At 59.7% G+C, this 22,197-nt stretch carries 21 protein-coding genes; 2 read left to right on the top strand and 19 right to left on the bottom strand.

Annotated features, from left to right (window positions below; all coding sequences use genetic code 11):
- Position 1: 1 nt before the first annotated feature.
- Entirely contained in the window at positions 2-1,432 is a 1,431-nt protein-coding gene (locus CLU84_RS17115; protein WP_099738692.1) for a PLP-dependent aminotransferase family protein, read from the bottom strand.
- Between the two features lie 155 nt (positions 1,433-1,587).
- Here CLU84_RS17115 and CLU84_RS17120 point away from each other — a divergent pair, with 155 nt between their 5' ends.
- The gene (locus CLU84_RS17120; protein WP_099738695.1) at positions 1,588-1,899 is read left to right on the top strand and encodes a DUF2917 domain-containing protein; all 312 of its coding nucleotides are present in this window, start codon (positions 1,588-1,590) and stop codon (positions 1,897-1,899) included.
- Between the two features lie 57 nt (positions 1,900-1,956).
- Here the strand turns inward: CLU84_RS17120 and CLU84_RS17125 are convergent, their stop codons facing one another.
- The 16 genes from CLU84_RS17125 to CLU84_RS17200 form a co-directional block, all read right to left on the bottom strand.
- Positions 1,957-2,835, bottom strand: coding sequence for a hypothetical protein (locus CLU84_RS17125; protein WP_099739093.1), 879 nt, complete (start codon positions 2,833-2,835; stop codon positions 1,957-1,959).
- Positions 2,836-3,001: 166 nt separating this feature from the next.
- Positions 3,002-4,318, bottom strand: coding sequence for a histidinol dehydrogenase (gene hisD / locus CLU84_RS17130; RefSeq protein ID WP_099738697.1), 1,317 nt, complete (start codon positions 4,316-4,318; stop codon positions 3,002-3,004).
- 21 nt (positions 4,319-4,339) lie between these two features.
- Entirely contained in the window at positions 4,340-4,990 is a 651-nt protein-coding gene (hisG, locus tag CLU84_RS17135; protein WP_099738698.1) for an ATP phosphoribosyltransferase, read from the bottom strand.
- Positions 4,987-6,258, bottom strand: coding sequence for a UDP-N-acetylglucosamine 1-carboxyvinyltransferase (gene murA / locus CLU84_RS17140; protein WP_099738700.1), 1,272 nt, complete (start codon positions 6,256-6,258; stop codon positions 4,987-4,989). Before murA ends, hisG begins: the two co-directional genes overlap by 4 nt.
- Before the next feature lie 93 nt (positions 6,259-6,351).
- Complete coding sequence (locus CLU84_RS17145; protein WP_099738702.1) at positions 6,352-6,594, bottom strand: BolA family protein; 243 nt, start codon at positions 6,592-6,594, stop codon at positions 6,352-6,354.
- 72 nt (positions 6,595-6,666) lie between these two features.
- Complete coding sequence (locus CLU84_RS17150) at positions 6,667-7,422, bottom strand: ABC transporter permease (protein ID WP_099738703.1); 756 nt, start codon at positions 7,420-7,422, stop codon at positions 6,667-6,669.
- On the bottom strand, positions 7,419-8,354 hold the full coding sequence (locus CLU84_RS17155) for an ABC transporter ATP-binding protein (RefSeq protein WP_099739095.1): 936 nt from the start codon (positions 8,352-8,354) through the stop codon (positions 7,419-7,421). Before CLU84_RS17155 ends, CLU84_RS17150 begins: the two co-directional genes overlap by 4 nt.
- Before the next feature lie 82 nt (positions 8,355-8,436).
- Positions 8,437-8,763 (bottom strand): lipid asymmetry maintenance protein MlaB, encoded by a 327-nt coding sequence (locus CLU84_RS17160; protein ID WP_099738705.1) that lies wholly within the window; start codon positions 8,761-8,763, stop codon positions 8,437-8,439.
- A 19-nt stretch (positions 8,764-8,782) separates the two neighbouring features.
- Positions 8,783-9,412, bottom strand: a complete 630-nt coding sequence (locus CLU84_RS17165; protein WP_099738707.1) for a phospholipid-binding protein MlaC — start codon at positions 9,410-9,412, stop codon at positions 8,783-8,785.
- A 79-nt stretch (positions 9,413-9,491) separates the two neighbouring features.
- On the bottom strand, positions 9,492-10,295 hold the full coding sequence (locus CLU84_RS17170) for a VacJ family lipoprotein (protein ID WP_099738708.1): 804 nt from the start codon (positions 10,293-10,295) through the stop codon (positions 9,492-9,494).
- Positions 10,292-10,792: an outer membrane lipid asymmetry maintenance protein MlaD gene (gene mlaD, locus CLU84_RS17175; RefSeq protein WP_099738710.1), complete on the bottom strand. Its 501-nt coding sequence runs from the start codon at positions 10,790-10,792 to the stop codon at positions 10,292-10,294. Before mlaD ends, CLU84_RS17170 begins: the two co-directional genes overlap by 4 nt.
- Before the next feature lie 31 nt (positions 10,793-10,823).
- Positions 10,824-11,600, bottom strand: a complete 777-nt coding sequence (gene mlaE / locus CLU84_RS17180) for a lipid asymmetry maintenance ABC transporter permease subunit MlaE (protein WP_099738712.1) — start codon at positions 11,598-11,600, stop codon at positions 10,824-10,826.
- Positions 11,597-12,409, bottom strand: coding sequence for an ABC transporter ATP-binding protein (locus CLU84_RS17185; protein ID WP_099738714.1), 813 nt, complete (start codon positions 12,407-12,409; stop codon positions 11,597-11,599). Before CLU84_RS17185 ends, mlaE begins: the two co-directional genes overlap by 4 nt.
- A 220-nt stretch (positions 12,410-12,629) precedes the next feature.
- Complete coding sequence (locus CLU84_RS17190) at positions 12,630-13,382, bottom strand: amino acid ABC transporter ATP-binding protein (protein WP_099738716.1); 753 nt, start codon at positions 13,380-13,382, stop codon at positions 12,630-12,632.
- A 117-nt stretch (positions 13,383-13,499) separates the two neighbouring features.
- A complete protein-coding gene (locus CLU84_RS17195; RefSeq protein ID WP_099738718.1) occupies positions 13,500-14,153 on the bottom strand; it encodes an amino acid ABC transporter permease in 654 nt (217 codons plus the stop codon).
- A 158-nt stretch (positions 14,154-14,311) separates the two neighbouring features.
- On the bottom strand, positions 14,312-15,121 hold the full coding sequence (locus tag CLU84_RS17200) for an amino acid ABC transporter substrate-binding protein (protein ID WP_099739097.1): 810 nt from the start codon (positions 15,119-15,121) through the stop codon (positions 14,312-14,314).
- A 179-nt stretch (positions 15,122-15,300) separates the two neighbouring features.
- Here CLU84_RS17200 and CLU84_RS17205 point away from each other — a divergent pair, with 179 nt between their 5' ends.
- Entirely contained in the window at positions 15,301-15,747 is a 447-nt protein-coding gene (locus CLU84_RS17205) for a DUF3293 domain-containing protein (RefSeq protein WP_099738720.1), read from the top strand.
- A 134-nt stretch (positions 15,748-15,881) separates the two neighbouring features.
- Here CLU84_RS17205 and CLU84_RS17210 read toward each other — a convergent pair whose 3' ends face one another.
- Together CLU84_RS17210 and CLU84_RS17215 are read right to left on the bottom strand one after the other, a co-directional pair.
- Positions 15,882-17,357, bottom strand: a complete 1,476-nt coding sequence (locus CLU84_RS17210; protein ID WP_099738721.1) for a glutamate synthase subunit beta — start codon at positions 17,355-17,357, stop codon at positions 15,882-15,884.
- A gap of 71 nt (positions 17,358-17,428) precedes the next feature.
- Positions 17,429-22,177: a glutamate synthase-related protein gene (locus CLU84_RS17215; protein ID WP_099738723.1), complete on the bottom strand. Its 4,749-nt coding sequence runs from the start codon at positions 22,175-22,177 to the stop codon at positions 17,429-17,431.
- Positions 22,178-22,197: the final 20 nt, after the last annotated feature.

A 22,197-nucleotide genomic window follows, 5' to 3' on the forward strand; every position in this document is an offset into this window, starting at 1 on the left:
ATCAACTACGCATGGAACAGGCTATCGCCCCCACTTGTCGCAAGGCCTGCAGATGCTGCGGCGTCCAGTCTCCCCCCAGACCCAAGCGTATTCCTTGCTTGAAGCGCCCTGCAGCGCCAAACAACGCACCGGGTGCTATCAGAATCTGCTGCGCCAGGCAAGCTTGATGCAAGGCCGCAGCATCCAGCTGCGCGGGCAACTCCAACCACAGCAGCAGGCCTCCGGGTGGGTCGCTGACCCTCGTGCCTGCCGGAAAGCTCTGTGCAATCACCTGCCGTGCCTGCTCCATCCGCGCAGCAATGGCGGCGCGCAGCTGACGCATGGCGGCGTGGTGACCGGCCTGCGAGATCAGGTCGGCCAGCGCCAGCTCCAGCACTGCCGACTGGCCGCCAGCCTGCATCTCTTTGATGTGGCGCAGCCTGTCCGTCCAGCGCCCCGCTTCCAGCCAACCCAGCCTCAGACCCGGCGCCAGCGTCTTGGAAAATGAATGGCAGAGCATGACCTGCCCCGTGCTGTCATAGGATTTGATGCTGCGGCGCATGGCATCGCCTTCGGCCAGATCGGCGTAGATGGCATCCTCAATCACAGGCAGGTCGTGCTGCACAGCCAATTGAACCAAGCGCTTGCGCTCGGCCTGAGGCATGCAACTGCCCAACGGATTACTGAGCGTGGGCACCAGCAGCAGCGCTTTGACGGGCTGGGTGTCCAGAGCCAGCTGCAGCGCATCCAGCGAAATGCCGTGGCGCGGGTGACAGGGAATTTCCAGCGCTTTCAGCTGCAAGGCCTGCAACACCTCGAGAAACGAGAAATGCGTAGGCGACTCCAGTGCCACCACATCACCGGGCTCGGTAACTGCGCGCAGACACAGGGCCACGCTGTCCATGCAGCCGCCAGTGATGAGAATGCGTTCTGGATCGAGACTGCAGCCCAGTCCCAGGGCATAACGCGCCAATGCACGCCGCGCTTCTTCATGCCCGTCCGAAGCGGGATAGGTGCACAGCAGGTGGCGGTGCGTTTGGACCGAGCGCGTGACAGCGCGGCGCACACGGTCGGGGTTGAGCAAATCAATGCCGGGGGTACCGCTGCTGAAGGACACCATGCCCTCGGGCTGCTCACGTCCCAGAACGCGCTGCCCCAGCCAGTCCAGCGAGACGGCCTGCGGGCGACGCATGGGCCGGGCAATCTTGGGCTCCGGCAGTTGCACAGCTCGCGGCGCAACAAAAAAACCGGAGCGTGGCCGCGCAGTGATCTGCTGTGCATCTTCCAGCCAGTGGTAGGCCTGCACCACCGTGGTCTGCGCCACCCCGTACTGCCGTGCCAACATGCGAACGGACGGCAGCTTTTCCCCATGTGACAGTGCCCCTTGTCGTATGGCCTGGCTCAGTCGCCCGGCGATCTGCAGGTAGCGCGGTGTGGATGCATCGAATTCCATAGAGCGTCATTCTGTACTGCCTACATTCAAGCCATACAGCACAGATGAATTGCAGTACAACCAGTACAGAAGGGCTGCAGCCCTCATCTGTACTCGTTCACATTCTGCCGCGCTGTGGTTGGTGAAATGCCTGCTCATTTTGCACAGTCAGGGGCATGCACTCAGCCCTTACTCCCAAGCCCTGGAACACCTTGCCTCTACCCGCTTCCGCAGCGGTGCGGACGCTGCACATCCACGCCGGCCAAAGCCTCTGGTTGCAGACGCAGAGCGGCATCGTCTGGCTGACCTGTGAAGGCCAACTGGCAGATAGCTTTCTGCACCCCGGCCAATCACTGCGCATTGCCGGGCCTGCCAAGCTACACCTCGGGGCCCAAGGATCACAAAAATCTCAGGGTGCCAGCCTGCGCTGGTGCGATGCCGCTGTCGCGCCGCCACCAGCTCTTGCTGCATCTACGACACCAGCCTGACGCTGCCGGCAGAAAAGGCTCGATAAGGTCGAGTCTCTGGCAGGAACGCCACGCACCTTAGCGTCGGTACTGCGGTGGCGGTGCGTACTGACGGCCATCGGCCGGGAAGGCGCTGGGGTCACGCGGATCACGCAGCTCCACCTCTGGCGCACGGCGACGAGGCAGATCGGGGTCGCGTTCATCCAGTCGCACCTCAAACAGCGCCGTGCCAATCACGCCCACATTGCGGGCATCCCCCGCTGGTGTGTTGTTGGCATACGCACGCCCCTTAGCCGAGAAGCGAAAGGCGGCTACTTCGCGGTCACTCTTGCGAAAGCCGTCAATTACCAAGCGCTCACCGGGGCGCAGCAAATAGCCTGCGCTCTGAATGCTGCCGGGCTGACCGCTCAGCACATCCAGCCCGTCCACGGTGGCGACGACTTCGTAATAGCGTTTGCTGCGGTTGGTGTAGACCAGCTCATAACGCTCCCCGTTGCGTCCGGCCACATGAAAATCCTTGGCGCCACGGCTGGAGAAAATGCGCAGCGCAGCACCATTGCCGCCTAGCAGCTGCAGCTCCACATCACCATCGGCCAGCAATGCATTGGTCTGCTGCTCCGCATCACGACCCAGCGCACGGCGAATGCTGTCTTCATCCGAATAGCGCATTTGCCCCATGTCCAGCGGGCGATCTGGCGTCAGCCGTGATGCCTGCACCGCCTTGGTGACCGACTCGCGCCCCTCGCCCCATTGCGTACCCAAGGTGGACTGTGCCTTGGCTGCTTGTGGCGCAGCTATAGGGGCACTGGAGGTCTCGGCCATTACAGCGGTCTGGCTGCCACTATGGTTTCCCTCGCTCGGAGGCGGCATGCTGCAAGCCGCCAGACCCGCTGCCACCAACAACCCCATCAGCGAACGCCACCAGCGCACACGCCACATTGCCATATTTGAACCCATGAACTCGCTCCTTGCTTTTGGATGAATGCCCGCCAGTGTCGCTGCAAAGCCCACAGACATGAGTCATCCAACACCTTGAAAGCCACTCTGACACTTCAAACTGCAAACGATGGACACAAAAAAGCCGCGTTCTGTGACGCGGCTGGGTTCGGGGGCTGAAACGGCTTTACTTCAGGCGCATCTCAGCCGCACGGGCGTGACCCTGCAGGCCTTCACCATAGGCCAAGATCGCAGCCGTCTTGCCCAGCACCTGGGCACCGGCTTCGCTCACTTCAATGATGGAGCTGCGCTTTTGGAAGTCGTACACACCCAAAGGCGACGAGAAGCGCGCCGTGCCGCTGGTGGGCAACACGTGGTTTGGGCCTGCGCAGTAGTCGCCCAACGACTCAGACGTGTACGCGCCCAAGAAGATCGCACCGGCGTGCTTGAGCGAAGGCTCCCAGCGGTGCGGGTCACGGCTAGAGACCTCCAGATGCTCAGGCGCAATCCGATTGCTGATGGCGCAGGCCTCTTCCATGTCACGCGTCAAGATCAGCGCACCACGGTCGTTCAGGCTCTTGGCGATGATGGCCTTGCGGGGCATCTCTGGCAGCAGGCGATCAATTTCGCGCTGCACGGCGTCGATATAGGCGGCGTCGGGGCACAACAGAATGGACTGTGCCAGTTCATCGTGCTCGGCCTGACTGAACAGGTCCATGGCCACCCATTCCGGCGGCGTGGTGCCATCGGCCAGCACCAGAATTTCAGAGGGGCCAGCAATCATGTCGATGCCGACGACACCGAACACACGCTTTTTGGCGCTGGCGACGTAGGCATTGCCGGGGCCGGTGATTTTGTCCACCTTAGGCACGGTGGCCGTGCCATAAGCCAGCGCGGCTACCGCCTGCGCACCACCAATGGTGAAGGCACGCGTTACGCCAGCCACGTATGCAGCAGCCAGCACCAGCGGGTTCTTTTCACCCTTGGGCGTGGGCACGACCATGATGATCTCGGGCACGCCGGCCACATGGGCGGGGATGGCGTTCATCAGCACGCTGCTGGGATAGGCTGCCTTGCCGCCTGGCACGTAGATGCCTACGCGGTCCAGTGGCGTGACTTTCTGGCCCAGCAAGGTGCCGTCTTCGTCGCGGTAGCTCCAGCTTTCACCGTTGGCTTTTTTCTGGGCCTCGTGGTAGCTGCGCACACGGCTGGCGGCCGCTTCCAGCGCTTCGCGCTGCTCGGTGGGCAGGCTGTCGAAAGCAGCTTTCAGCTCTTGCTTGGTCAGCTCCAGAGCGCTCATGGATTCAGCGGTCAACGCGTCAAAGCGGGCCGTGTACTCCAGCACGGCGGCATCGCCGCGCTTTTGCACATCGGCCAGGATGTCGGCCACGCGCTGCTCGATCGCTGCGTCCGTGTCGGCCGACCAATGCAGACGCTGTGCAAAATCATGCTCAAATGTGGCATCAGCGGTTGATAGACGGGCGGGAGCAGCTACGAATTCCATAGTATTTACCAGTGGGGAAAATCAGTTGTTTTTGGCGGCGACGGCTTGCGCAAACGCATCAATGATGTGGCGCAGCGGAGCTTGCTTGAGCTTGAGCGAGGCCTGGTTGACGACCAAACGCGAGCTGATGTCAATGATGGACTCCACCTCGACCAGATCATTGGCCTTGAGGGTGTTGCCGGTGGAAACCAGGTCAACAATGGCGTCGGCCATGCCGGTCAGCGGTGCCAGCTCCATCGAGCCGTAGAGCTTGACCATGTCCACGTGCACACCCTTTTGCGCAAAGAAGTTGCGCGCAATCTCGGTGTACTTGGTGGCAATGCGCAGGCGCGCACCTTGCTTGACGGCGTGCTGGTAATCAAAACCATTGCGCACAGCCACGCTGACGCGGCACTTGGCGATCTGCAGGTCCAGCGGCTGGTACAGGCCCTGGCCGCCATGCTCGATCAGCGAGTCCAGGCCGGACACGCCCAGATCCGCACCGCCATACTGCACATACACAGGCACATCAGACGCACGCACCAGCACCACGCGCACATCGGGACGGTTGGTGTCAAAAATCAGCTTGCGCGACTTTTCCACGTCTTCCGTCACCTCGATGCCAGCGGCAGCCAGCAAGGGCACGGTTTCTTCAAAGATACGGCCCTTGGAGAGAGCAATAGTGATCGTCATTCTGAAACTCTCTCGATATCAGCGCCCAGTGCACGCAGCTTCTCTTCCATGCGGTCGTAGCCACGGTCCAGGTGATAAATGCGGTCCACCAGCGTTTCACCTTCAGCCACCAGACCGGCAATGACCAGACTGGCAGAAGCGCGCAGATCGGTCGCCATCACGATGGCACCAGACAGGCGCTTACCGCCTTCGATACTGGCCACGCGACCATCGGTGATGATGCGTGCGCCCAGGCGCACCATCTCATTGACGTGCATGAAGCGGTTTTCAAAGATGGTTTCGGTCACCACGCTGGTGCCTTCGGCCACCAGATTCAGGGCCATGAACTGGGCCTGCATATCGGTGGGGAAGCCCGGGTACTCGGTGGTGCGGAAGCTCTGCGCCTTCAGCTTGCCATCAGAGCTCACCTTCAGGCCGCCTTGCACAGACTCCACCTTGACGCCCGCTTCTTTCAGCTTGTCGATGACCGCTCCCAGGTGGTCGGCTCGTGCATGGCGCAGCAGCGCCTCGCCACCGGTGGCCGCCACGGCGCACAGGAAGGTGCCCGCTTCAATACGGTCGGCCACCACGTCGTGCTCGCAGCCGTGCAGCTTGTCCACGCCCTGGATAGTGATGCGGCTGGTGCCCTGACCCGTGATCTGGGCCCCCATCTTGATCAGCATCTCGGCCAGATCGCTGATTTCGGGCTCCATGGCAGCGTTTTCCAGCACGGTCTCGCCATCCGCCAGCGCGGCAGCCATCAGGAAGTTCTCGGTGCCGGTCACGGTCACCATGTCGGTGGTGATGCGCGCGCCCTTCAGCTTTGTCCAGCCTTCAGGCAGGCTGGCGTGCATGTAACCGTTTTCCACGGTGATGACGGCACCCATGGACTGCAAGCCCTTGATGTGCTGATCCACCGGGCGCGAGCCAATCGCGCAGCCGCCGGGCAGCGACACCTTGGCCTTGCCAAAGCGGGCCAGCAGCGGGCCCAGAGCCAGCACCGAGGCGCGCATGGTCTTGACCAGCTCGTAAGGGGCTTCGGGCATCAGGCTGTCGGGGGCGACAAAGCTGATGCCGCCGCGCTCGCCATGGGTCTCGGTCGTCACACCCATGTTGTTAAGCAACTTACGCATGGTGGCCACGTCATGCAGACGGGGCACGTTGTGCAGGTGGACGGGCTCGTTGGTGAGCAGTGCTGCGCACATCTCAGGCAGAGCGGCGTTTTTGGCGCCAGAAATCAGCACTTCGCCCTGGAGGGGACGACCACCGTGGATCTTGAGTTTGTCCATGGCTACAAGCCTTGATATGTTTATGTAAGAAAAACGCCTCTAGCGCATATTGGTAAGGCGCTAGCAGCTATCAAATTTGAATTTTTGCTGACCTCAGGCCTGGGCAGCAGCCCACTCAGCGGGCGTAAATGTCTTCATCGACAGCGCATGGACTTCATCCGTCGCAATGCGGTTGCCCAGCGTGCCATAGACCATGCGCTGACGGCCCAGCGGGCGCTGACCTTCAAAGCTGGTCGAAACGATGGTGGCAAACCAATGTCGGCCATCGCCTTCCAGTGCAATATGCTCGCAGGGCAGGCCGGCGGTGATCAGGTCTTTGAGTTGGTCTGCAGTCATGAGTTAGCCTTTAAGCGCAGGGCTGGCGAAACCGGTTATTGTCTCGCAAGCAGCCATGCGTGAATCCTGAAATCAGTTACGAATCTTGTAGCCAATGCGCAGCAGATGCACGGCCAGCGCGCTCACGGCCAGCCAGGCTCCGCCCACAATGGCAAAGCTCAGCCAGGGCGAGACATCGCTCTGCCCAAAGAAGCCGTAGCGGAAACCGTCGATCATGTAGAAGAACGGGTTGACATGGCTGACCGCCTGCCAGAAGCCGGGCAGCGAATGCACGGAATAGAACACGCCCGACAGAAAGGTCAGCGGCATGATCAGAAAGTTCTGAAACGCAGCCATCTGGTCGAACTTTTCGGCCCAGAGTCCGGCGATGACACCCAGCGTGCCCATCAGCGCACAGCCCAGAAAGCCGAAGACCAGAATCCACAGCGGCGCGGCAAAGTCGGGCACGGCAAAGAACAGCGTGACCACGAACACGCCAAAGCCCACCAGCAGGCCGCGCAGAATCGCCGCGCCCACATAGGCACTGAACCAGGCCCAGTGCGACAGCGGCGTGAGCAGCACAAACACCAGCGAGCCCATGATCTTGCTCTGCACCAGGCTGGAGGAGCTGTTGGCAAACGCGTTTTGCAACATGCTCATCATCACCAGCCCGGGAATCAGAAACGCGGTGTAGGGAATGCGGTCGTAGACCATGACGCGGCCGTCGAGCACATGACCGAAGACCAGCAGATACAGCACGGCCGTGAGCACAGGGGCTGCAACGGTCTGAAAGCTCACCTTCCAGAAACGCAGCACTTCCTTCTTGAGCAGGGTTTGCCAGCCGTTCATGCCACACCTCCAGCCGCAGCTGCTGTCATAGAGCCTTCATTCATGATGTGGATGAACACATCTTCCAGATCTGCACGGCGAATTTCCACATCTTCAGGCGTCACGCCGCCCTGGCGCAAAGCGGCCAGCAACTGCTCCACATCGCCTGCATGGGCTGCAGGAATCTGCACGATTCGGCCCGTAACCCGGGCGCGATCGGCCACAGCCTTGGGCAAGGCGCTATCAGTCTTGAATTGAAGAACGTTGCTGGAAGCCGATTTGAGCAGCTCGCTCATGGGCGAAAGCTTGATGATCTCGCCGCGCTTGAGCATGGCCACGCGGCTGCACAGCGCCTCGGCCTCTTCCAGGTAATGGGTGGTAAGCAGGACCGTGTGGCCCTGCTTGTTGAGCTTGGCGATGAAATGCCAAAGCGTCTGGCGCAGCTCCACATCCACACCCGCCGTGGGTTCATCGAGCACGATGATGGGCGGTTTGTGCACCAGCGCCTGCGCGACCAGCACACGGCGCTTCATGCCGCCAGAAAGCTGACGCATATTGCTGTGCGCCTTGTCTGTCAGGCCCAGGCTGTCGAGCAGCTCGTCAATCCAGTCGTCATTGTTTTTGACGCCGAAATAACCAGACTGAAACTGCAGCGCCTCGCGCACATTGAAGAAGGGATCGAACACCAGCTCCTGAGGCACGATGCCCAGTTTGCGGCGCGCATCCGAGAAATTGGCCTGAACATCGCTGCCCTGCACCAGCACACGCCCGCCAGAGGCGCGTGCCAGTCCAGCCAGAATGCTGATCATCGTGGTCTTTCCCGCGCCATTGGGGCCGAGAAGACCGAAGAATTCACCTTCCTCGATATCCAGGCTTACGGAATTGAGCGCCTGAAAATCCCCCTTAGGGGTTCGGTAGGTCTTGGAGACTGATTGGAATGAGACTGCGGGCATGTAGCCCATGATTCTAGAGCTTGCCTGCCGCTTGTGCCGCAGCGGGGCTTAGCGATCCACAGGGATTCGCCAGCCAACCCTGCTAACCCTGCTTGATGGCAGCGTCTGCGCCCGGCACAAGGGGCGGCAGCAACAAATTATCAACCCCATACAGGGTGGCCATGGACTGCAGCCCCTTGGGCAGGCCGCTGACGATCAGCTGCTTTCCCACTTCCTGCGCCGCGCGGCGGCAGGCCAGCAGCACGGCCAGAGCCGCAGAGTCAAAAACCTTGACGGCGCTGGCATCCACCACCACCTGCGAGTCTGCATGGCCTATGACCAGAGGTCGCAGACGCTGCAGGCAATCACGCCCCTGACGGTAGGTCAGTTCCTTGGGCAATTGCAAAGAGTTGGTAGCAGACTTGGCCATGAGGACTAAAGCTTTACGCTTATTTAGTGACGTTCGCAGGCATCGAGCTGCGCGACGCCAGAGTCTTGATCAGGCCATCGATGCCATGGGCATTGATTTCCTGCGAAAACTGGTTGCGGTAGGTTTCCACCAGCCACACACCCAGCACATTGAAGTTATAGAGCTTCCAGCCTTCTGGGTGCTTTTCCAGACGAAAGTCCAGCTGCACAGGCTCGCCACGACCATTGACCTGAGTGCGCACCAGCACATCGGTGTCACCAGCAGCCATGCGCAGAGGCTTGACGGTGATGGTCTGGTCGCCCACTTGCGACAGAGCCCCCGAGTAGGTACGAATCAGCAGTGCCTTGAATTCATCTTGCAGCTTCTGGCGCTGATCAGGCGTGGCTTGACGCCAAGCAGGACCCACGGCAGCCGAAGTCATGCGGCGGAAGTCCACATAAGGCATGACCTTTTCGTTGACCAACGCATTGATCTTGCTGGAATCACCATTGCGCAGCGAAGGATCTTTCTTGATGGTCTCCAGCACATCGGCCGAGACGCGCTTGACCAGTAGATCAGGCGTTTCATCAGCAGCCTGAGCTGGCAGACCCAGATTCAGAACCAGCATGGCACCAGCGGCCATGCCCCATACGCGACGAGTAATTTTCATTGATTTCTCTCCTGGGCCTGCCAGTGTCACCGCACTTGCCCAGCCCGTGGACATTCTTTGTAAGCAGCTGCAGAGCAGTTTATTGACCTTCCGGTGGCAGCTTGCCGGCGTTGTCATCATCATAATTTTCAAGACGACCATCCCCGCCAGACACCGCGCCGCCAATGCGTGAGCGCAGATACACATCGCGTATCAGGCTGTACTTGTCGAGAGCAACAGAGTCCAGCACATCACCGGCCGTGAGCAGTTCGGCACGTCGGTTCACGACACGCAGAGCATATAAGCTGTTTCGCCAGCGCACATCGTCCATGGTATTGGCAGGGTAGCCGAAGGCATCAACCACCATGCCACTGGCATCACGCACGGTGGATGGGCCCCAGAACGGCAGCATCAGGTACGGACCGGTTGGCACGCCCCAACGGCCCAGAGTCTGACCAAAGTCCTGCTTCTTGCGCTGAATGCCGGCTTCGCTGGCAATATCGAACAGACCGCCAATACCGAGCACTGTGTTGACGCTGAAGCGCACCATGGAGTTGTAAGCGCCCTCGCCTTGGCCCTGCAGCACGTTGTTGACGAATGACCAGGCATCGCCCAGGTTGTCGAAGAAGTTGGTCACGCCATCTCTGGCAAGGCGCGGTGTCACGGTCTGGTAGGCCGTAGCGACGGGCTTGAAAACGGCGCTATCCAGACCTTCGTTGAAGGAATAAATGCTACGGTTCATGGACTCCAGCGGGTCGGCTGGATTGGCCGGACCTGTGGCCGTGGTGGTGGCGCAACCGGTCAGCAAAGCCGCTGCAGAAACGCTAGCTACCAGCGCAGTACGTTTGAGGGCTTGCGCCTTGTTTGACACCAATTTCGTTTGTGGGCTTGTTATCGTCATCATTCTTTCGCTCCCCCATTCGTTGCGGAGCCACCGGAGTCACCGCCTTGCTCGGCCTTGCCATAAAGGAACTGGCCAATGAGGTTCTCCAGCACCACCGCGGACTGCGTTGCTGTCACGCGATCACCGGCCTTGAGGTTCTCTTCGCTGGCACCCGCCTCAATACCAATGTACTGATCTCCCAGCAGGCCGCTTGTCAGAATTTTCAGCGAGCTGTCTTTGGGGAAGGCATAACGGTTTTCCATGTTCATGGCCACATCGGCCTGAAAGGTCTGATCGTTAAAGGTGATGGATTCCACGCGACCCACGACCACACCGGCGCTTTTGACTGCGGCCTTGGCCTTGAGGCCGCCGATATTGTCAAAGCGTGCGGTCACCGGATAGGTTTTCTCAAAATTCAGGCTGAGCAGATTTGCCGACTGCAAGCCCAAAAAGACCAGAGCCAGAGCGCCAATCAGCACAAACAGGCCAACCCAGATATCGCTTTTCTTTTGCTGCATGATTTTTTACCTTTGATCTGGCTGTGCAGCCTCAAATACTGAACATGGTTGCGGTGAGCAGGAAATCCAGGCCCAGCACGGCAAGCGAAGCGACGACCACCGTTCTTGTGGTCGCTCGCGAAACCCCTTCGGGCGTGGGACTGGCGGCATAGCCCTCCAGCAGCGCCACAAAGGTCACTGCCACGCCAAAGACAAAGCTCTTGAGCACGCCGTTACCCAGGTCGGTCCACCAGTCAACGCCCTGCTGCATCTGGCCCCAGAAAGCGCCGCTGTCGACACCAATCATCACCACACCCACCAGCCACCCACCCAGTACGCCGACTGCGCTGAACACCGCTGCCAGCAAAGGCATGGTGATCAGGCCAGCCCAGAAGCGGGGTGCCAGAATGCGTTTGACAGGGTCAACCGCCATCATTTCCATAGCAGATAGCTGTTCGCCCGCCTTCATCAGGCCGATTTCAGCCGTCAAAGCCGTGCCGGCACGACCGGCGAACAGCAAAGCTGTAACGACGGGGCCAAGCTCGCGCAGCAGACTCAGTGCGACCATCATGCCCAGCGCCTCGGCCGAGCCATAGCGCTGCAGGATGTAATAGCCCTGCAGGCCCAGTACAAAGCCCACAAACAGGCCAGAAACACCAATGATGGCCAGCGAGTAATTGCCCAGAAAATGAATCTGATCGCCAATCAGGCGCGGGCGCTTGAGCGCCGGGCCCAGCAAGGTCAGCAGACGCCAGAACAGACGCGCGCCTATGCCCATATTGATCAGCTGGCCGCGCACAGCCGCGCCAATGCGTGCGATAAAGTTCATGCACGCCTCCCGCTGCCAAAGTCTTCATCGGCGCTGACGCCGGGATAGTGAAACGGCACAGGCCCGACAGGTCTGGCATTGATGAATTGCTGCACCAGTGGATCAGTGCTGGCGCGCACCTCATCGGGTGAGCCCTGAGCGGCGACCCCGCCAGCGCCCAGAATCACCACATGGTCGGCCACGCGGAAGGTTTCTTCCAGATCGTGAGAGACCAGAATCGAGGTCAGGCCCATGGCGTCATTGAGCTGACGAATCAGCTGCGCCGAGGTGCCCAGAGAAATCGGGTCCAGACCGGCAAACGGCTCGTCATACATGATGAGTTCAGGATCCAGCGCAATCGCCCTGGCCAGCGCCACACGGCGCGCCATGCCGCCAGACACCTGCGAAGGCATCAAATCGCGTGCACCGCGCAGGCCCACGGCATGCAGCTTCATCAGAACGATGTCGCGAATCAGCTCTTCGGGCAGGTTCGTGTGCTCGCGCAGCGGGAAGGCCACGTTTTCAAACACGCTCATATCGGTGAACAACGCACCGAACTGGAACAGCATGCCCATGCGACGACGGGCCGCGTAGAGCTGGGCGGCATCCATGGTGGTCACATCCTGGCCATCAAACAGCACCTGCCCTTGCTGGGCATGGTTTTGACCGCCAATCAGGCGTAGCACCGTGGTTTTGCCGCCGCCCGAGGCCCCCATCAGCGCCGTGACCTTGCCACGCGGCACTTGCAGGGAGAGATCGCGCAGGATGACGCGCTCACCATAGCCAAAGGTGACATTGCGCAATTCCACAAAGGGTGCGTTAGGTGACATGCGTGAGGAGCAAATGAGAGATGGCAATCGAGTATTGTGCCGGTAAGCACGGCAAAAAGCCCGGGTTAGCCCGAAGTAAACATTCATCAACGAATGTTTATTCGAACACCTTTATGCCTGACAGAGCCCTCACTCCTATTTCAGGAGCTACCAACGCTTGTTATAAAAGCACTAGCTGCCATTTTTGCCATATGAAATCACATAGACAGTTGTAACGTTTTTACAACATGTTGTGCAAAAATGCCTTGGTCCGCTCGTGCTTGGGGGCTGCGAAAAACGCTTCCGAAGGACCTTGTTCGACGATGTGACCACCGTCCATGAAGATCACCCGGTTAGCCACCTCGCGGGCAAAACCCATTTCATGGGTCACCACCAGCATGGTCATGTGCTCTTCGGCCAGCTCGCGCATGGTGCGCAGCACTTCGCCGGTCAGCTCGGGGTCGAGCGCCGATGTGGGCTCGTCGAACAGCAAAATATCAGGCTCCATGGCCAGCGCACGGGCAATGGCCACGCGCTGCTTTTGACCGCCGGAGAGGTGATTCGGGTAGGCATCGCGCTTGGCAGCCAGGCCCACCTTGGCCAGCAGAGCTTCGGCCTTGGGGATGATTTCCTCGCGCGTCATGCCCTTGACGATGACGGGTGCCTCAATGATGTTCTCCAGCACCGTGAGGTGGGGGAACAGATTGAAGGACTGGAACACCATGCCCATCTTGCGGCCGATCTTGCGAATCTCGGCATCGCTCACATACTGAGCCTTGGCCTCGCCTTCGGATTGGGCCAGCACTTCACCTTCGATGGTGATGGTGCCCCGGTCAATGGTTTCCAGATGGTTCAGGCAGCGCAAAAACGTGCTCTTGCCCGAGCCTGAGGGGCCGATCACCGCCACCACTTCGCCACGCAGCAAATCCACCGAGACGCCGCGCAGCACTTCGTTGCTGCCAAAGGCCTTGTGAATGCCTTGCGCAGAAATCATTACGTCAGAGGTAGACGTCATTACAAACTCTCCATAGCGCCCGGCGCAGAAAACTGGCACGGCTCTACCGGCAAGATGCCGGGCAAGAGCCGCCTTGCGGCGCAGCCGCACAGGCGGTCACGCTTCATACTTGGCATACTTCTTCTCAAGATGCTGGAAGCCCCAAGTCAGCACCAGTGTCATGAGGAGATAGAAAGCCGCAGCCACGATGAACGGGGTGAAGCTGAAGTCACGCTGCACCACGCCGCGCGCCACGCGCAGCAAATCGTTCAGCGCCAGCACATAGATCAGCGATGTGTCTTTGACCAGCGTAATGGTCTCATTGCTGACGGGCGGCAGAATGCGGGCCCACATCTGAGGCAGCACAATGCGGCGCATGGTCTGTGCATAAGTCATGCCCAGTACCTTGGCGCCTTCATACTGGCCGCGGTCCACGGACTTGATGCCCGCGCGAAAGATTTCAGCAAAGTAGGCGGCGTAGTTCAACGCAAACGCGACCACGGCAGCAGGAAAGTCGGGCAGGCGCACGCCAATCACGGGCACAAAGGGCAGCGCGAAATAGACGAACAGCAACTGCAGCATCAGCGGCGTGCCGCGCATCAGCCAGATATAGGCACCCACAGCGCTACTCAGTGGCTTGATGCTGGAGATGCGCATCAGCGCCAGCGCCAGCCCCATGGGGATGGACAGCATCAGCGTGATGAAAAACAGCTTGAGAGTGACAAGGGCACCAGCCGACATGGGCCCCAAGAGCGAGATTACATATTCCATCAATTGGCCTTCAGTGTGGCACCGCAGCTATCAAAAGCCCGCCACAGGCACAGGGCGTGCACCGGAGGGAGTGTTTACCACCATCTTCCAGCACCGCATTGTCGTCGCAAAAAAAACCGGCAATGCCAGGCATTGCCGGTGCAGTACGCTAAAAAAGATTAGTGCTTGATAACGTCAGCGCCAAACCACTTCTGAGCGATTTCGGCGGCCTTGCCGTCCTTCTTCATTTCTGTCAGCACGTCGTTGACCTTGTTGCGAGTGGCTTCGTCGTCCTTGCGGAAGCCCACGCCATAGTCTTCGGTGCCGAAGTCTTCGGACAGAACCGTGTAGTTATCAGGCTTCTTGTTGACGTAGTAACGACCCACGACTTCGTCCACCACCACCACGTCCAGACGGCCTGTTTCCAGATCCATCATGGCGGCGATGTTGTCACCGAACAGCTTGGTTTGCTTGAACTTGTCGGACAGTTCCTTGTCCTTGGTCATGGCGGTCACAGCGCTGGAGCCTTCCTGGGCGCCAACAATCTTGTCAACCATGTCAGCCTTGCCCTTGATGGGCGAGCCGGCCTTCACGATGATGATCTGCTTGTTCACCATGTAGGGGTCGGAGAACAGAATCTTTTCCTTGCGCTCTTCCAGAATGGTCAGGCCATTCCACAGAGCGTCAACGCGCTTGCCCAGCAGCTCGGCTTCCTTGGCGTTCCAGTCGATTGGCTTGAATTCCACTTCGATGTTGGCGCGCTTGGCCACTTCACGGGCCATATCGATGTCAAAACCAACCAGCTCGTTCTTCTCGTCACGGAAACCCATGGGAGGGAAGTTGTCGTCCAGACCCACCACCAGCTTGGTAGCAGCAGCCACAGGAGCCGGTGCAGGAGCTGCAGCAGGGCTGGATGCGGGTTCATTCTTGCCGCAGGCAGCCAAAATGGCAGTCAGGGCCACGGTGGCCAGCAGGGTACGTTTTTTCATGGCGTCGAAAAGAGTGAAGTGAAAAAAACCGAGGAGCATTGACGGCACTCGCTTACCCCAACATCGCTGAAGCCAGGCCGGGCTGCCGCCAGCGCCGAATCCTCTATTGTCGCGCAGACCGGCCACGGCGTCACCCGCGCGCAGCAAAACCATGCGCTGGCTTTCAGAAAATCACGACCATGCCGCCCATACAAAGCTCCAACACCAGCCAACTCCCCCCAGCCCTGCAGCAGGCCTACCGCGCAGCACTCTACCGGGTGGATGCAGAGGGAGCGACCTCTCAAACCCTACGCGTGGGTGAGCGTAGTGACTGGCTGCATCAGCAGCTGAGCCAGCGATCAACGCCAGCCGCCTGCTACCTCACGGCCTGCAATCCTTGGGGAGTCGTCTTAAGCGATGCGGCCAATGCAGAGCGCATGACCGCCCTGCGCCAAGCCTTAGATTCAAACGGATGGCAATACCTGAACGGCTGCGGCCAGGACGCAAAAAGCCAGTGGCGCGAAGATAGCCTGCTGATCTGGGGCATGGATGCCGCCACCGCCCTGCTCTGGGGCCAGCAATGGGAACAAAACGCTGTTTTGTGGAGCGCAGCAGATGCCGTGCCGCAGCTGCTATGGCTGCGCTGACTTTATTTTGATAGCTGCTTGCGCCTGCTATTGCTCAAAATAATCATCAAACACTGCCAAAGCGTCTTCAACATAAGCGGTGGCCGCTATGAAAAAAGGCATTCCTAAGAATGCCTTTTTTAGAATTTTCCTGATTAACGGGGCAGCTCGCTCGCGCCCATCAGGAACTCATCAACCGAACGTGCAGCCTGGCGGCCTTCACGAATGGCCCAGACCACCAGCGACTGACCGCGGCGTATGTCACCCGCCGCAAACACCTTGCTCACATTGGTGGCGTAGCCACCGATGAAGTCCGTACTAGCCTTGACATTGCCGCGTGCATCCTTATGGACGCCAAAGGCTTCGAGCACGGGCGAGACAGGATGGACAAAGCCCATGGCCAGCAGCACCAGGTCAGCGGGCCAAACCTTTTCAGTGCCTGGCACTTCGGTCAGCTTGCCGTCCTTGAACTCCACCTGCACGGTGGTCAGGCTCTTGACCTTGCCCTTGTCGCCCGTGAACTCCTTGGTGGAGATGGCGAACTCACGCACCACACCTTCGTCGTGACTAGAGCTGGTACGCAGCTTGATTGGCCAATAAGGCCAGACCATGGGCTTGTTCTCCTGCTCAGGCGGCATGGGCATGACTTCAAACTGCGTCACGCTCTTGGCGCCGTGGCGGTTGGAAGTGCCCACGCAATCAGAGCCAGTGTCGCCACCGCCGATGACGATGACATGCTTGCCTTCGGCACGGATCTGGCCCTTGAGCTTGTCGCCGCCGTTGATCTTGTTTTGCTGAGGCAGGAACTCCATCGCGTAGTGCACGCCATCCAGCTCACGGCCGGGCACTGGCAGGTCACGCGACTGCTCGGAGCCGCCAGTCAGCAGCACGGCATCAAACTCGGCCTTGAGCTGCTCGGGGCTGATAGTTTCCTTAGCCCAGTTAGTGACCTTGGAATCCTTACCCAGTCCGTCCTTGCCCGCAATCAGCACGCTGGTGCGAATCTTCAGGCCTTCGGCTTCCATCTGCTCCACACGGCGGTCGATCAGGCCCTTGTCCAGCTTGAAGTCGGGGATGCCGTAGCGCAGCAGGCCGCCCACGCGGTCGTTCTTTTCAAACAGCGTCACATCGTGACCAGCGCGCACCAGTTGCTGGGCAGCGGCCATGCCTGCGGGGCCGGCACCCACCACGGCTACCTTCTTGCCGGTCTTGTGCTTGGGCAGCAGAGGCTTGACCCAGCCTTCGTTCCAGGCACGGTCGATGATGGAGTGCTCAATGGACTTGATGCCGATGGCATCGCCATTGATGTTGGCCACGCAAGCTGCTTCGCAGGGCGCGGGGCAGATGCGGCCGGTGAACTCGGGGAAGTTGTTGGTGCTGTGCAGCGTAGCGATGGCGTTCTTCCAGTCATCGCGATACACCAAGTCGTTGAAGTCCGGAATGATGTTGTTGACCGGGCAGCCGTTGTTGCAGAAAGGCGTGCCGCAATCCATGCAGCGCGCAGCCTGAACCTTGGCCTGGTCAGTCGTCAAACCGATGACGAATTCCTTGTAGTGCTTGAGGCGTTCCGCAACGGGGGCATAGCCCTCTTCGATGCGCTCGTATTCCATAAAGCCGGTGGTCTTGCCCATGATCTGTATTCCTTGAAATCTGTGTTCGCTTGCAGTGCGGTGGCAGCTGGCCGCCACCGCTTCAGGCCTTGTTACTTGGCTGCCACTGCTTCTTTTTGAGGAGCTGTCAACGCTTTCACTGCTTGCGATTGCGCCTTTTCAGCTTTCTGTTTGCGTTCAAAGATCTCGCCCAGAGCACGCTGGTACTCGGTCGGGAACACCTTGACGAACTTGGCACGCGCTGCGGCCCAGTTGTCCAGCAGGTCACGGGCACGCTTGGAGCCCGTCCAGCGGCTGTGCGCTTCCACCATATTGCGCAGTTGCTGATCGTCGCTCTGGCCACGGTGCCAGATGGCGGGGTCAATACGCGAGACAAACTCGTCGTGCGGCAACACTTTTTCCAGCTTCACCGAAGCGGTGTTGCAGCGCTCGGCAAACTTGCCGTCTTCGTCGTACACATAAGCCACGCCGCCGCTCATACCAGCCGCAAAATTGCGACCTGTCTTGCCCAGCACCACGGCCGTGCCGCCGGTCATGTATTCGCAGCCGTGGTCACCCACGCCTTCGACCACTGCCGTCGCACCCGATAGGCGCACGGCAAAGCGCTCGCCGGCCACGCCGCTGAAGAAGGCTTCACCGCTGGTGGCACCAAACATCACGGTGTTGCCCACGATGGTGTTGGTGGTTGTCGAGCCACGGAATTCATGGCTTGGGTGGACCACCACGCGACCGCCGGACAGACCCTTCCCCGTGTAGTCGTTGGCTTCGCCAGTAAGGTTCAGCGTGATGCCATTGCACAGGAAGGCCCCGAAGGACTGACCGCCAGTTCCCTCAAAGTGGATGCGGATGGTGTCGTCTGGCAGACCTTCGGCATGCTGCTTGGTCACCGCACCGGAGAGCATGGCCCCCACGGAGCGGTTGACGTTGCGCGCGACTTCCATGATGCGAACCTTCTCACGGTTTGCAATGGCGGGCTTGCAGCGCTCGATGAGCTTGACGTCCAGCGCCTTGTCCAGCAGGTGGTCTTGCGACTCCACATGGTAGCGAGCCACATCGGCAGGCACTTCGGGCTGGTAGAACAGGCGGCTGAAGTCCAGACCCTGAGCCTTCCAGTGTGCGATGCCCTTGCGGGTGTCGAGCAGGTCGGAGCGGCCGATCAGGTCGTCAAACTTGGCGATACCCAGCTGAGCCATGATCTGGCGCACTTCTTCAGCGATGAAGAAGAAGTAGTTCACCACATGCTCAGGCTTGCCGGTGAACTTGGCGCGCAGCACGGGGTCTTGTGTCGCCACCCCCACGGGGCAGGTGTTGAGGTGGCACTTGCGCATCATGATGCAGCCCTCGACCACCAGCGGCGCGGTGGCAAAGCCGAATTCATCCGCACCCAGCAGAGCGCCAATGATCACGTCGCGGCCAGTCTTCATCTGGCCATCGGCCTGCACGCGCACACGGCCACGCAGGCGGTTCAGCACCAGTGTTTGCTGGGTTTCAGCCAGACCGATTTCCCAGGGGCCGCCCGCATGCTTGATGGAGGACCAGGGAGAAGCACCAGTGCCACCGTCATGGCCGGCGATCACCAGGTGATCGCTCTTGCACTTGGTCACGCCAGCCGCAATCGTGCCCACACCGACTTCAGACACCAGCTTGGTGCTGATGCTGGCGTGCGGCGCCACGTTCTTCAGATCGTGAATCAGCTGTGCCAAGTCTTCGATCGAGTAGATGTCGTGGTGCGGAGGAGGCGAAATCAGGCCGACACCGGGCACGGAGTGACGCAGCGCGCCGATGTATTCGGACACCTTGCCGCCGGGCAGCTGACCGCCCTCACCAGGCTTGGCACCTTGCGCCATCTTGATCTGGATCTGATCGGAAGAAGCCAGGTATTCCGCTGTCACGCCAAAACGACCCGAAGCCACTTGCTTGATCTTGGAGCGCAGGCTATCGCCAGCTTGCAGCTCGATGTCTGACTCGACCTTGTCAGCTCCGATGATGGAGCCCAGCGTCTCGCCCTTGTTGATGGGGATGCCCTTCAACTCGTTGCGATAGCGCTTGGGATCTTCGCCGCCTTCGCCGGTGTTGCTCTTGCCGCCAATGCGGTTCATGGCCACGGCCAGCGTAGCGTGGGCTTCGGTGGAGATAGAGCCCAGGGACATGGCACCGGTGGCAAAGCGCTTGACGATTTCTTTGACCGACTCGACCTGATCTACAGGAATAGCCTTGGCGGGATCAAACTTGAACTCAAACAGGCCGCGCAGCGTCATGTGGCGCTTACTCTGATCGTTGATCAGCTGGGCGTATTCCTTGTAGGTGTTGAAGTTGTTGGAACGAGTGGAGTGCTGCAGCTTGGCAATCACGTCCGGTGTCCACATATGTTCTTCACCACGGGCACGCCAAGCGTATTCGCCACCGGCGTCCAGCATGGATTCCAGCACAGGGTCGTCGCTGAAAGCGGCTACATGGTTGCGAATGGTTTCTTCGGCGATCTCAAAGACTCCAATACCTTCCACACGGCTGGCCGTGCCAGTGAAGTACTTGTCCACGGTTTCAGTGTTCAGGCCCACGGCCTCAAACAGCTGGGCACCGCAGTACGACATATAGGTAGACACGCCCATCTTGGACATGATCTTGGACAGGCCCTTGCCAATGGCTTTCACGTAGTGATAGATAGCCTTGTCAGCCGTGATAGGTGCAGCTTCGCGACTGAAGATGTCGACCAGCGTTTCCAGTGCCAGATAGGGGTGCACGGCTTCTGCGCCGTAACCAGCCAGCACGGCAAAGTGATGCACTTCACGGGCGGTACCTGTTTCCACCACCAGACCGGCGGTGGTGCGCAGACCTTCCTTCACCAGATGCTGGTGAATGGCGGACAGCGCCAGCAACGCAGGGATGGCCACTTGCGTAGCGCTCATACCGCGGTCGCTGATGATCAGGATGTTGGCTCCGCCCTTGATCTCGTCAACCGCGTGAGCGCACAGCGAAGCCAGCTTGGCTTCCACGCCTTCCTGACCCCAGCTCAGGGGGTAAGTGATGTCGATGGTCGAGCTCTTGAACTTGCCGTTGGTGTGCTTTTCAATATCGCGCAGACGGGCCATGCCTTCGAAGTCGAGGACAGGCTGCTGCAGCTCCAAGCGCATGGGTGGGTTGACCTGGTTGATGTCCAGCAGGTTGGGCTTGGGGCCCACGAACGACACCAGCGACATCACGATCGCTTCGCGGATCGGGTCGATGGGCGGGTTCGTCACCTGCGCGAACATCTGGCGGAAGTAGTTATACAGCGGCTTGTTCTTGTCGGACAGCACGGCCAGCGGGCTATCGTTACCCATGGAGCCAATGCCTTCTTCGCCCAGCTCCGCCATGGGGGTCAGCAGGAACTTGATGTCTTCCTGTGTGAAGCCAAAGGCTTGCTGGCGGTCCAGCAGCGACAGGTCAGTCTTGGCCACGGGGGCTTTGAAGTCCGCAGGGATTTCCACCTCGTCGAGCTTGATGCGCAGGTTTTCAATCCATTGCTTGTAGGGCTTGGTGTTGACGACGTTGGCTTTGAGCTCATCGTCTTCAATCATGCGGCCTTGTTCCAAGTCGATCAGCAGCATCTTGCCGGGCTGCAGACGCCACTTGCGCACGATCTTGCTGTCAGGCACGGGCAGTACGCCAGCTTCAGACGCCAGAATCACCAGATCGTCGTCGGTCACCACATAGCGCGAAGGACGCAGGCCGTTGCGGTCCAGCGTGGCACCAATCTGGCGGCCATCGGTGAACACAATGGAAGCCGGGCCATCCCAGGGTTCCATCATCGCTGCGTGGTATTCATAGAACGCGCGGCGGCGCACATCCATGGCTTCGTGCTGCTCCCATGGCTCGGGAATCATCATCATCACGGCCTGGCTGATGGGGTAGCCAGCCATGGTCAGCAGTTCCAGGCAGTTGTCGAAAGTGGCAGTGTCAGATTGGCCAGCAAAGCTGATGGGATACAGCTTTTGCAGGTCTTCACCCAGCACGGGGGAAGCCATCACGCCTTCGCGCGCCAGCATCCAGTTGTAGTTGCCGCGCACGGTGTTGATTTCACCGTTGTGCGCCACATAGCGGTAAGGGTGAGCCAGAGGCCACTCAGGGAAGGTGTTGGTGGAAAAACGCTGGTGCACCAGACCGATGGCGGAGACGCAACGCTCATCCGACAGATCCTTGTAGTACACACCAACCTGATCGGCCAGCAGCAGGCCTTTGTAAACCACGGTACGGCTGCTCATGCTGGGAACGTAGTATTCCTTGCTGTGCTTAAGGCCCAAGTTCTGGATAGCGGCAGATGCAGTCTTGCGAATCACATACAGCTTGCGCTCAAGCGCATCCTGCACAATTACGTCGGTGCCACGACCGATGAAGACTTGGCGCAGGATAGGTTCCTTTTCCTGCACGGTGGGCGACATGGGCATATCGCGGTTGACCGGCACATCGCGCCAGCCCAGCAGAACCTGGCCTTCGGCCTTGATAGCACGCTCCATTTCTTGCTGGCAGGCCAGACGCGATGCGTGCTCCTTGGGCAGGAAGATCATGCCCACGCCGTATTCACCAGCCGGGGGCAATGTCATACCCTGCTTGGCCATCTCTTCGCGATAGAGCTGGTCAGGAATCTGAATCAGGATACCTGCGCCATCACCCATCAAGGGATCGGCACCGACGGCACCACGGTGATCGATATTTTCCAGAATCTTGAGCGCGCCCAACACGATGTCATGACGCTTCTGGCCCTTGATATGTGCCACAAAACCCAGACCACAAGCGTCATGCTCGTTGGACTTGGAATACAGACCGTGGTCTTGGAGATGCTTGATCTCGGCAGCCGTCGTCATGGGGGAATCCTCTTATATCA

This window comes from Comamonas sp. 26, assembly GCF_002754475.1.
GTDB lineage: Bacteria > Pseudomonadota > Gammaproteobacteria > Burkholderiales > Burkholderiaceae_C > Comamonas.

Coding starts and splice junctions, on each gene's coding strand:
- CLU84_RS17115 (WP_099738692.1), bottom strand. CDS start 1,432: ATGGAATTCGATGCATCCACACCGCGCTACCTGCAGATCGCCGGGCGA.
- CLU84_RS17120 (WP_099738695.1), top strand. CDS start 1,588: ATGCACTCAGCCCTTACTCCCAAGCCCTGGAACACCTTGCCTCTACCC.
- CLU84_RS17125 (WP_099739093.1), bottom strand. CDS start 2,835: ATGGGTTCAAATATGGCAATGTGGCGTGTGCGCTGGTGGCGTTCGCTG.
- hisD (WP_099738697.1), bottom strand. CDS start 4,318: ATGGAATTCGTAGCTGCTCCCGCCCGTCTATCAACCGCTGATGCCACA.
- hisG (WP_099738698.1), bottom strand. CDS start 4,990: ATGACGATCACTATTGCTCTCTCCAAGGGCCGTATCTTTGAAGAAACC.
- murA (WP_099738700.1), bottom strand. CDS start 6,258: ATGGACAAACTCAAGATCCACGGTGGTCGTCCCCTCCAGGGCGAAGTG.
- CLU84_RS17145 (WP_099738702.1), bottom strand. CDS start 6,594: ATGACTGCAGACCAACTCAAAGACCTGATCACCGCCGGCCTGCCCTGC.
- CLU84_RS17150 (WP_099738703.1), bottom strand. CDS start 7,422: ATGAACGGCTGGCAAACCCTGCTCAAGAAGGAAGTGCTGCGTTTCTGG.
- CLU84_RS17155 (WP_099739095.1), bottom strand. CDS start 8,354: ATGCCCGCAGTCTCATTCCAATCAGTCTCCAAGACCTACCGAACCCCT.
- CLU84_RS17160 (WP_099738705.1), bottom strand. CDS start 8,763: ATGGCCAAGTCTGCTACCAACTCTTTGCAATTGCCCAAGGAACTGACC.
- CLU84_RS17165 (WP_099738707.1), bottom strand. CDS start 9,412: ATGAAAATTACTCGTCGCGTATGGGGCATGGCCGCTGGTGCCATGCTG.
- CLU84_RS17170 (WP_099738708.1), bottom strand. CDS start 10,295: ATGATGACGATAACAAGCCCACAAACGAAATTGGTGTCAAACAAGGCG.
- mlaD (WP_099738710.1), bottom strand. CDS start 10,792: ATGCAGCAAAAGAAAAGCGATATCTGGGTTGGCCTGTTTGTGCTGATT.
- mlaE (WP_099738712.1), bottom strand. CDS start 11,600: ATGAACTTTATCGCACGCATTGGCGCGGCTGTGCGCGGCCAGCTGATC.
- CLU84_RS17185 (WP_099738714.1), bottom strand. CDS start 12,409: ATGTCACCTAACGCACCCTTTGTGGAATTGCGCAATGTCACCTTTGGC.
- CLU84_RS17190 (WP_099738716.1), bottom strand. CDS start 13,382: ATGATTTCTGCGCAAGGCATTCACAAGGCCTTTGGCAGCAACGAAGTG.
- CLU84_RS17195 (WP_099738718.1), bottom strand. CDS start 14,153: ATGGAATATGTAATCTCGCTCTTGGGGCCCATGTCGGCTGGTGCCCTT.
- CLU84_RS17200 (WP_099739097.1), bottom strand. CDS start 15,121: ATGAAAAAACGTACCCTGCTGGCCACCGTGGCCCTGACTGCCATTTTG.
- CLU84_RS17205 (WP_099738720.1), top strand. CDS start 15,301: ATGCCGCCCATACAAAGCTCCAACACCAGCCAACTCCCCCCAGCCCTG.
- CLU84_RS17210 (WP_099738721.1), bottom strand. CDS start 17,357: ATGGGCAAGACCACCGGCTTTATGGAATACGAGCGCATCGAAGAGGGC.
- CLU84_RS17215 (WP_099738723.1), bottom strand. CDS start 22,177: ATGACGACGGCTGCCGAGATCAAGCATCTCCAAGACCACGGTCTGTAT.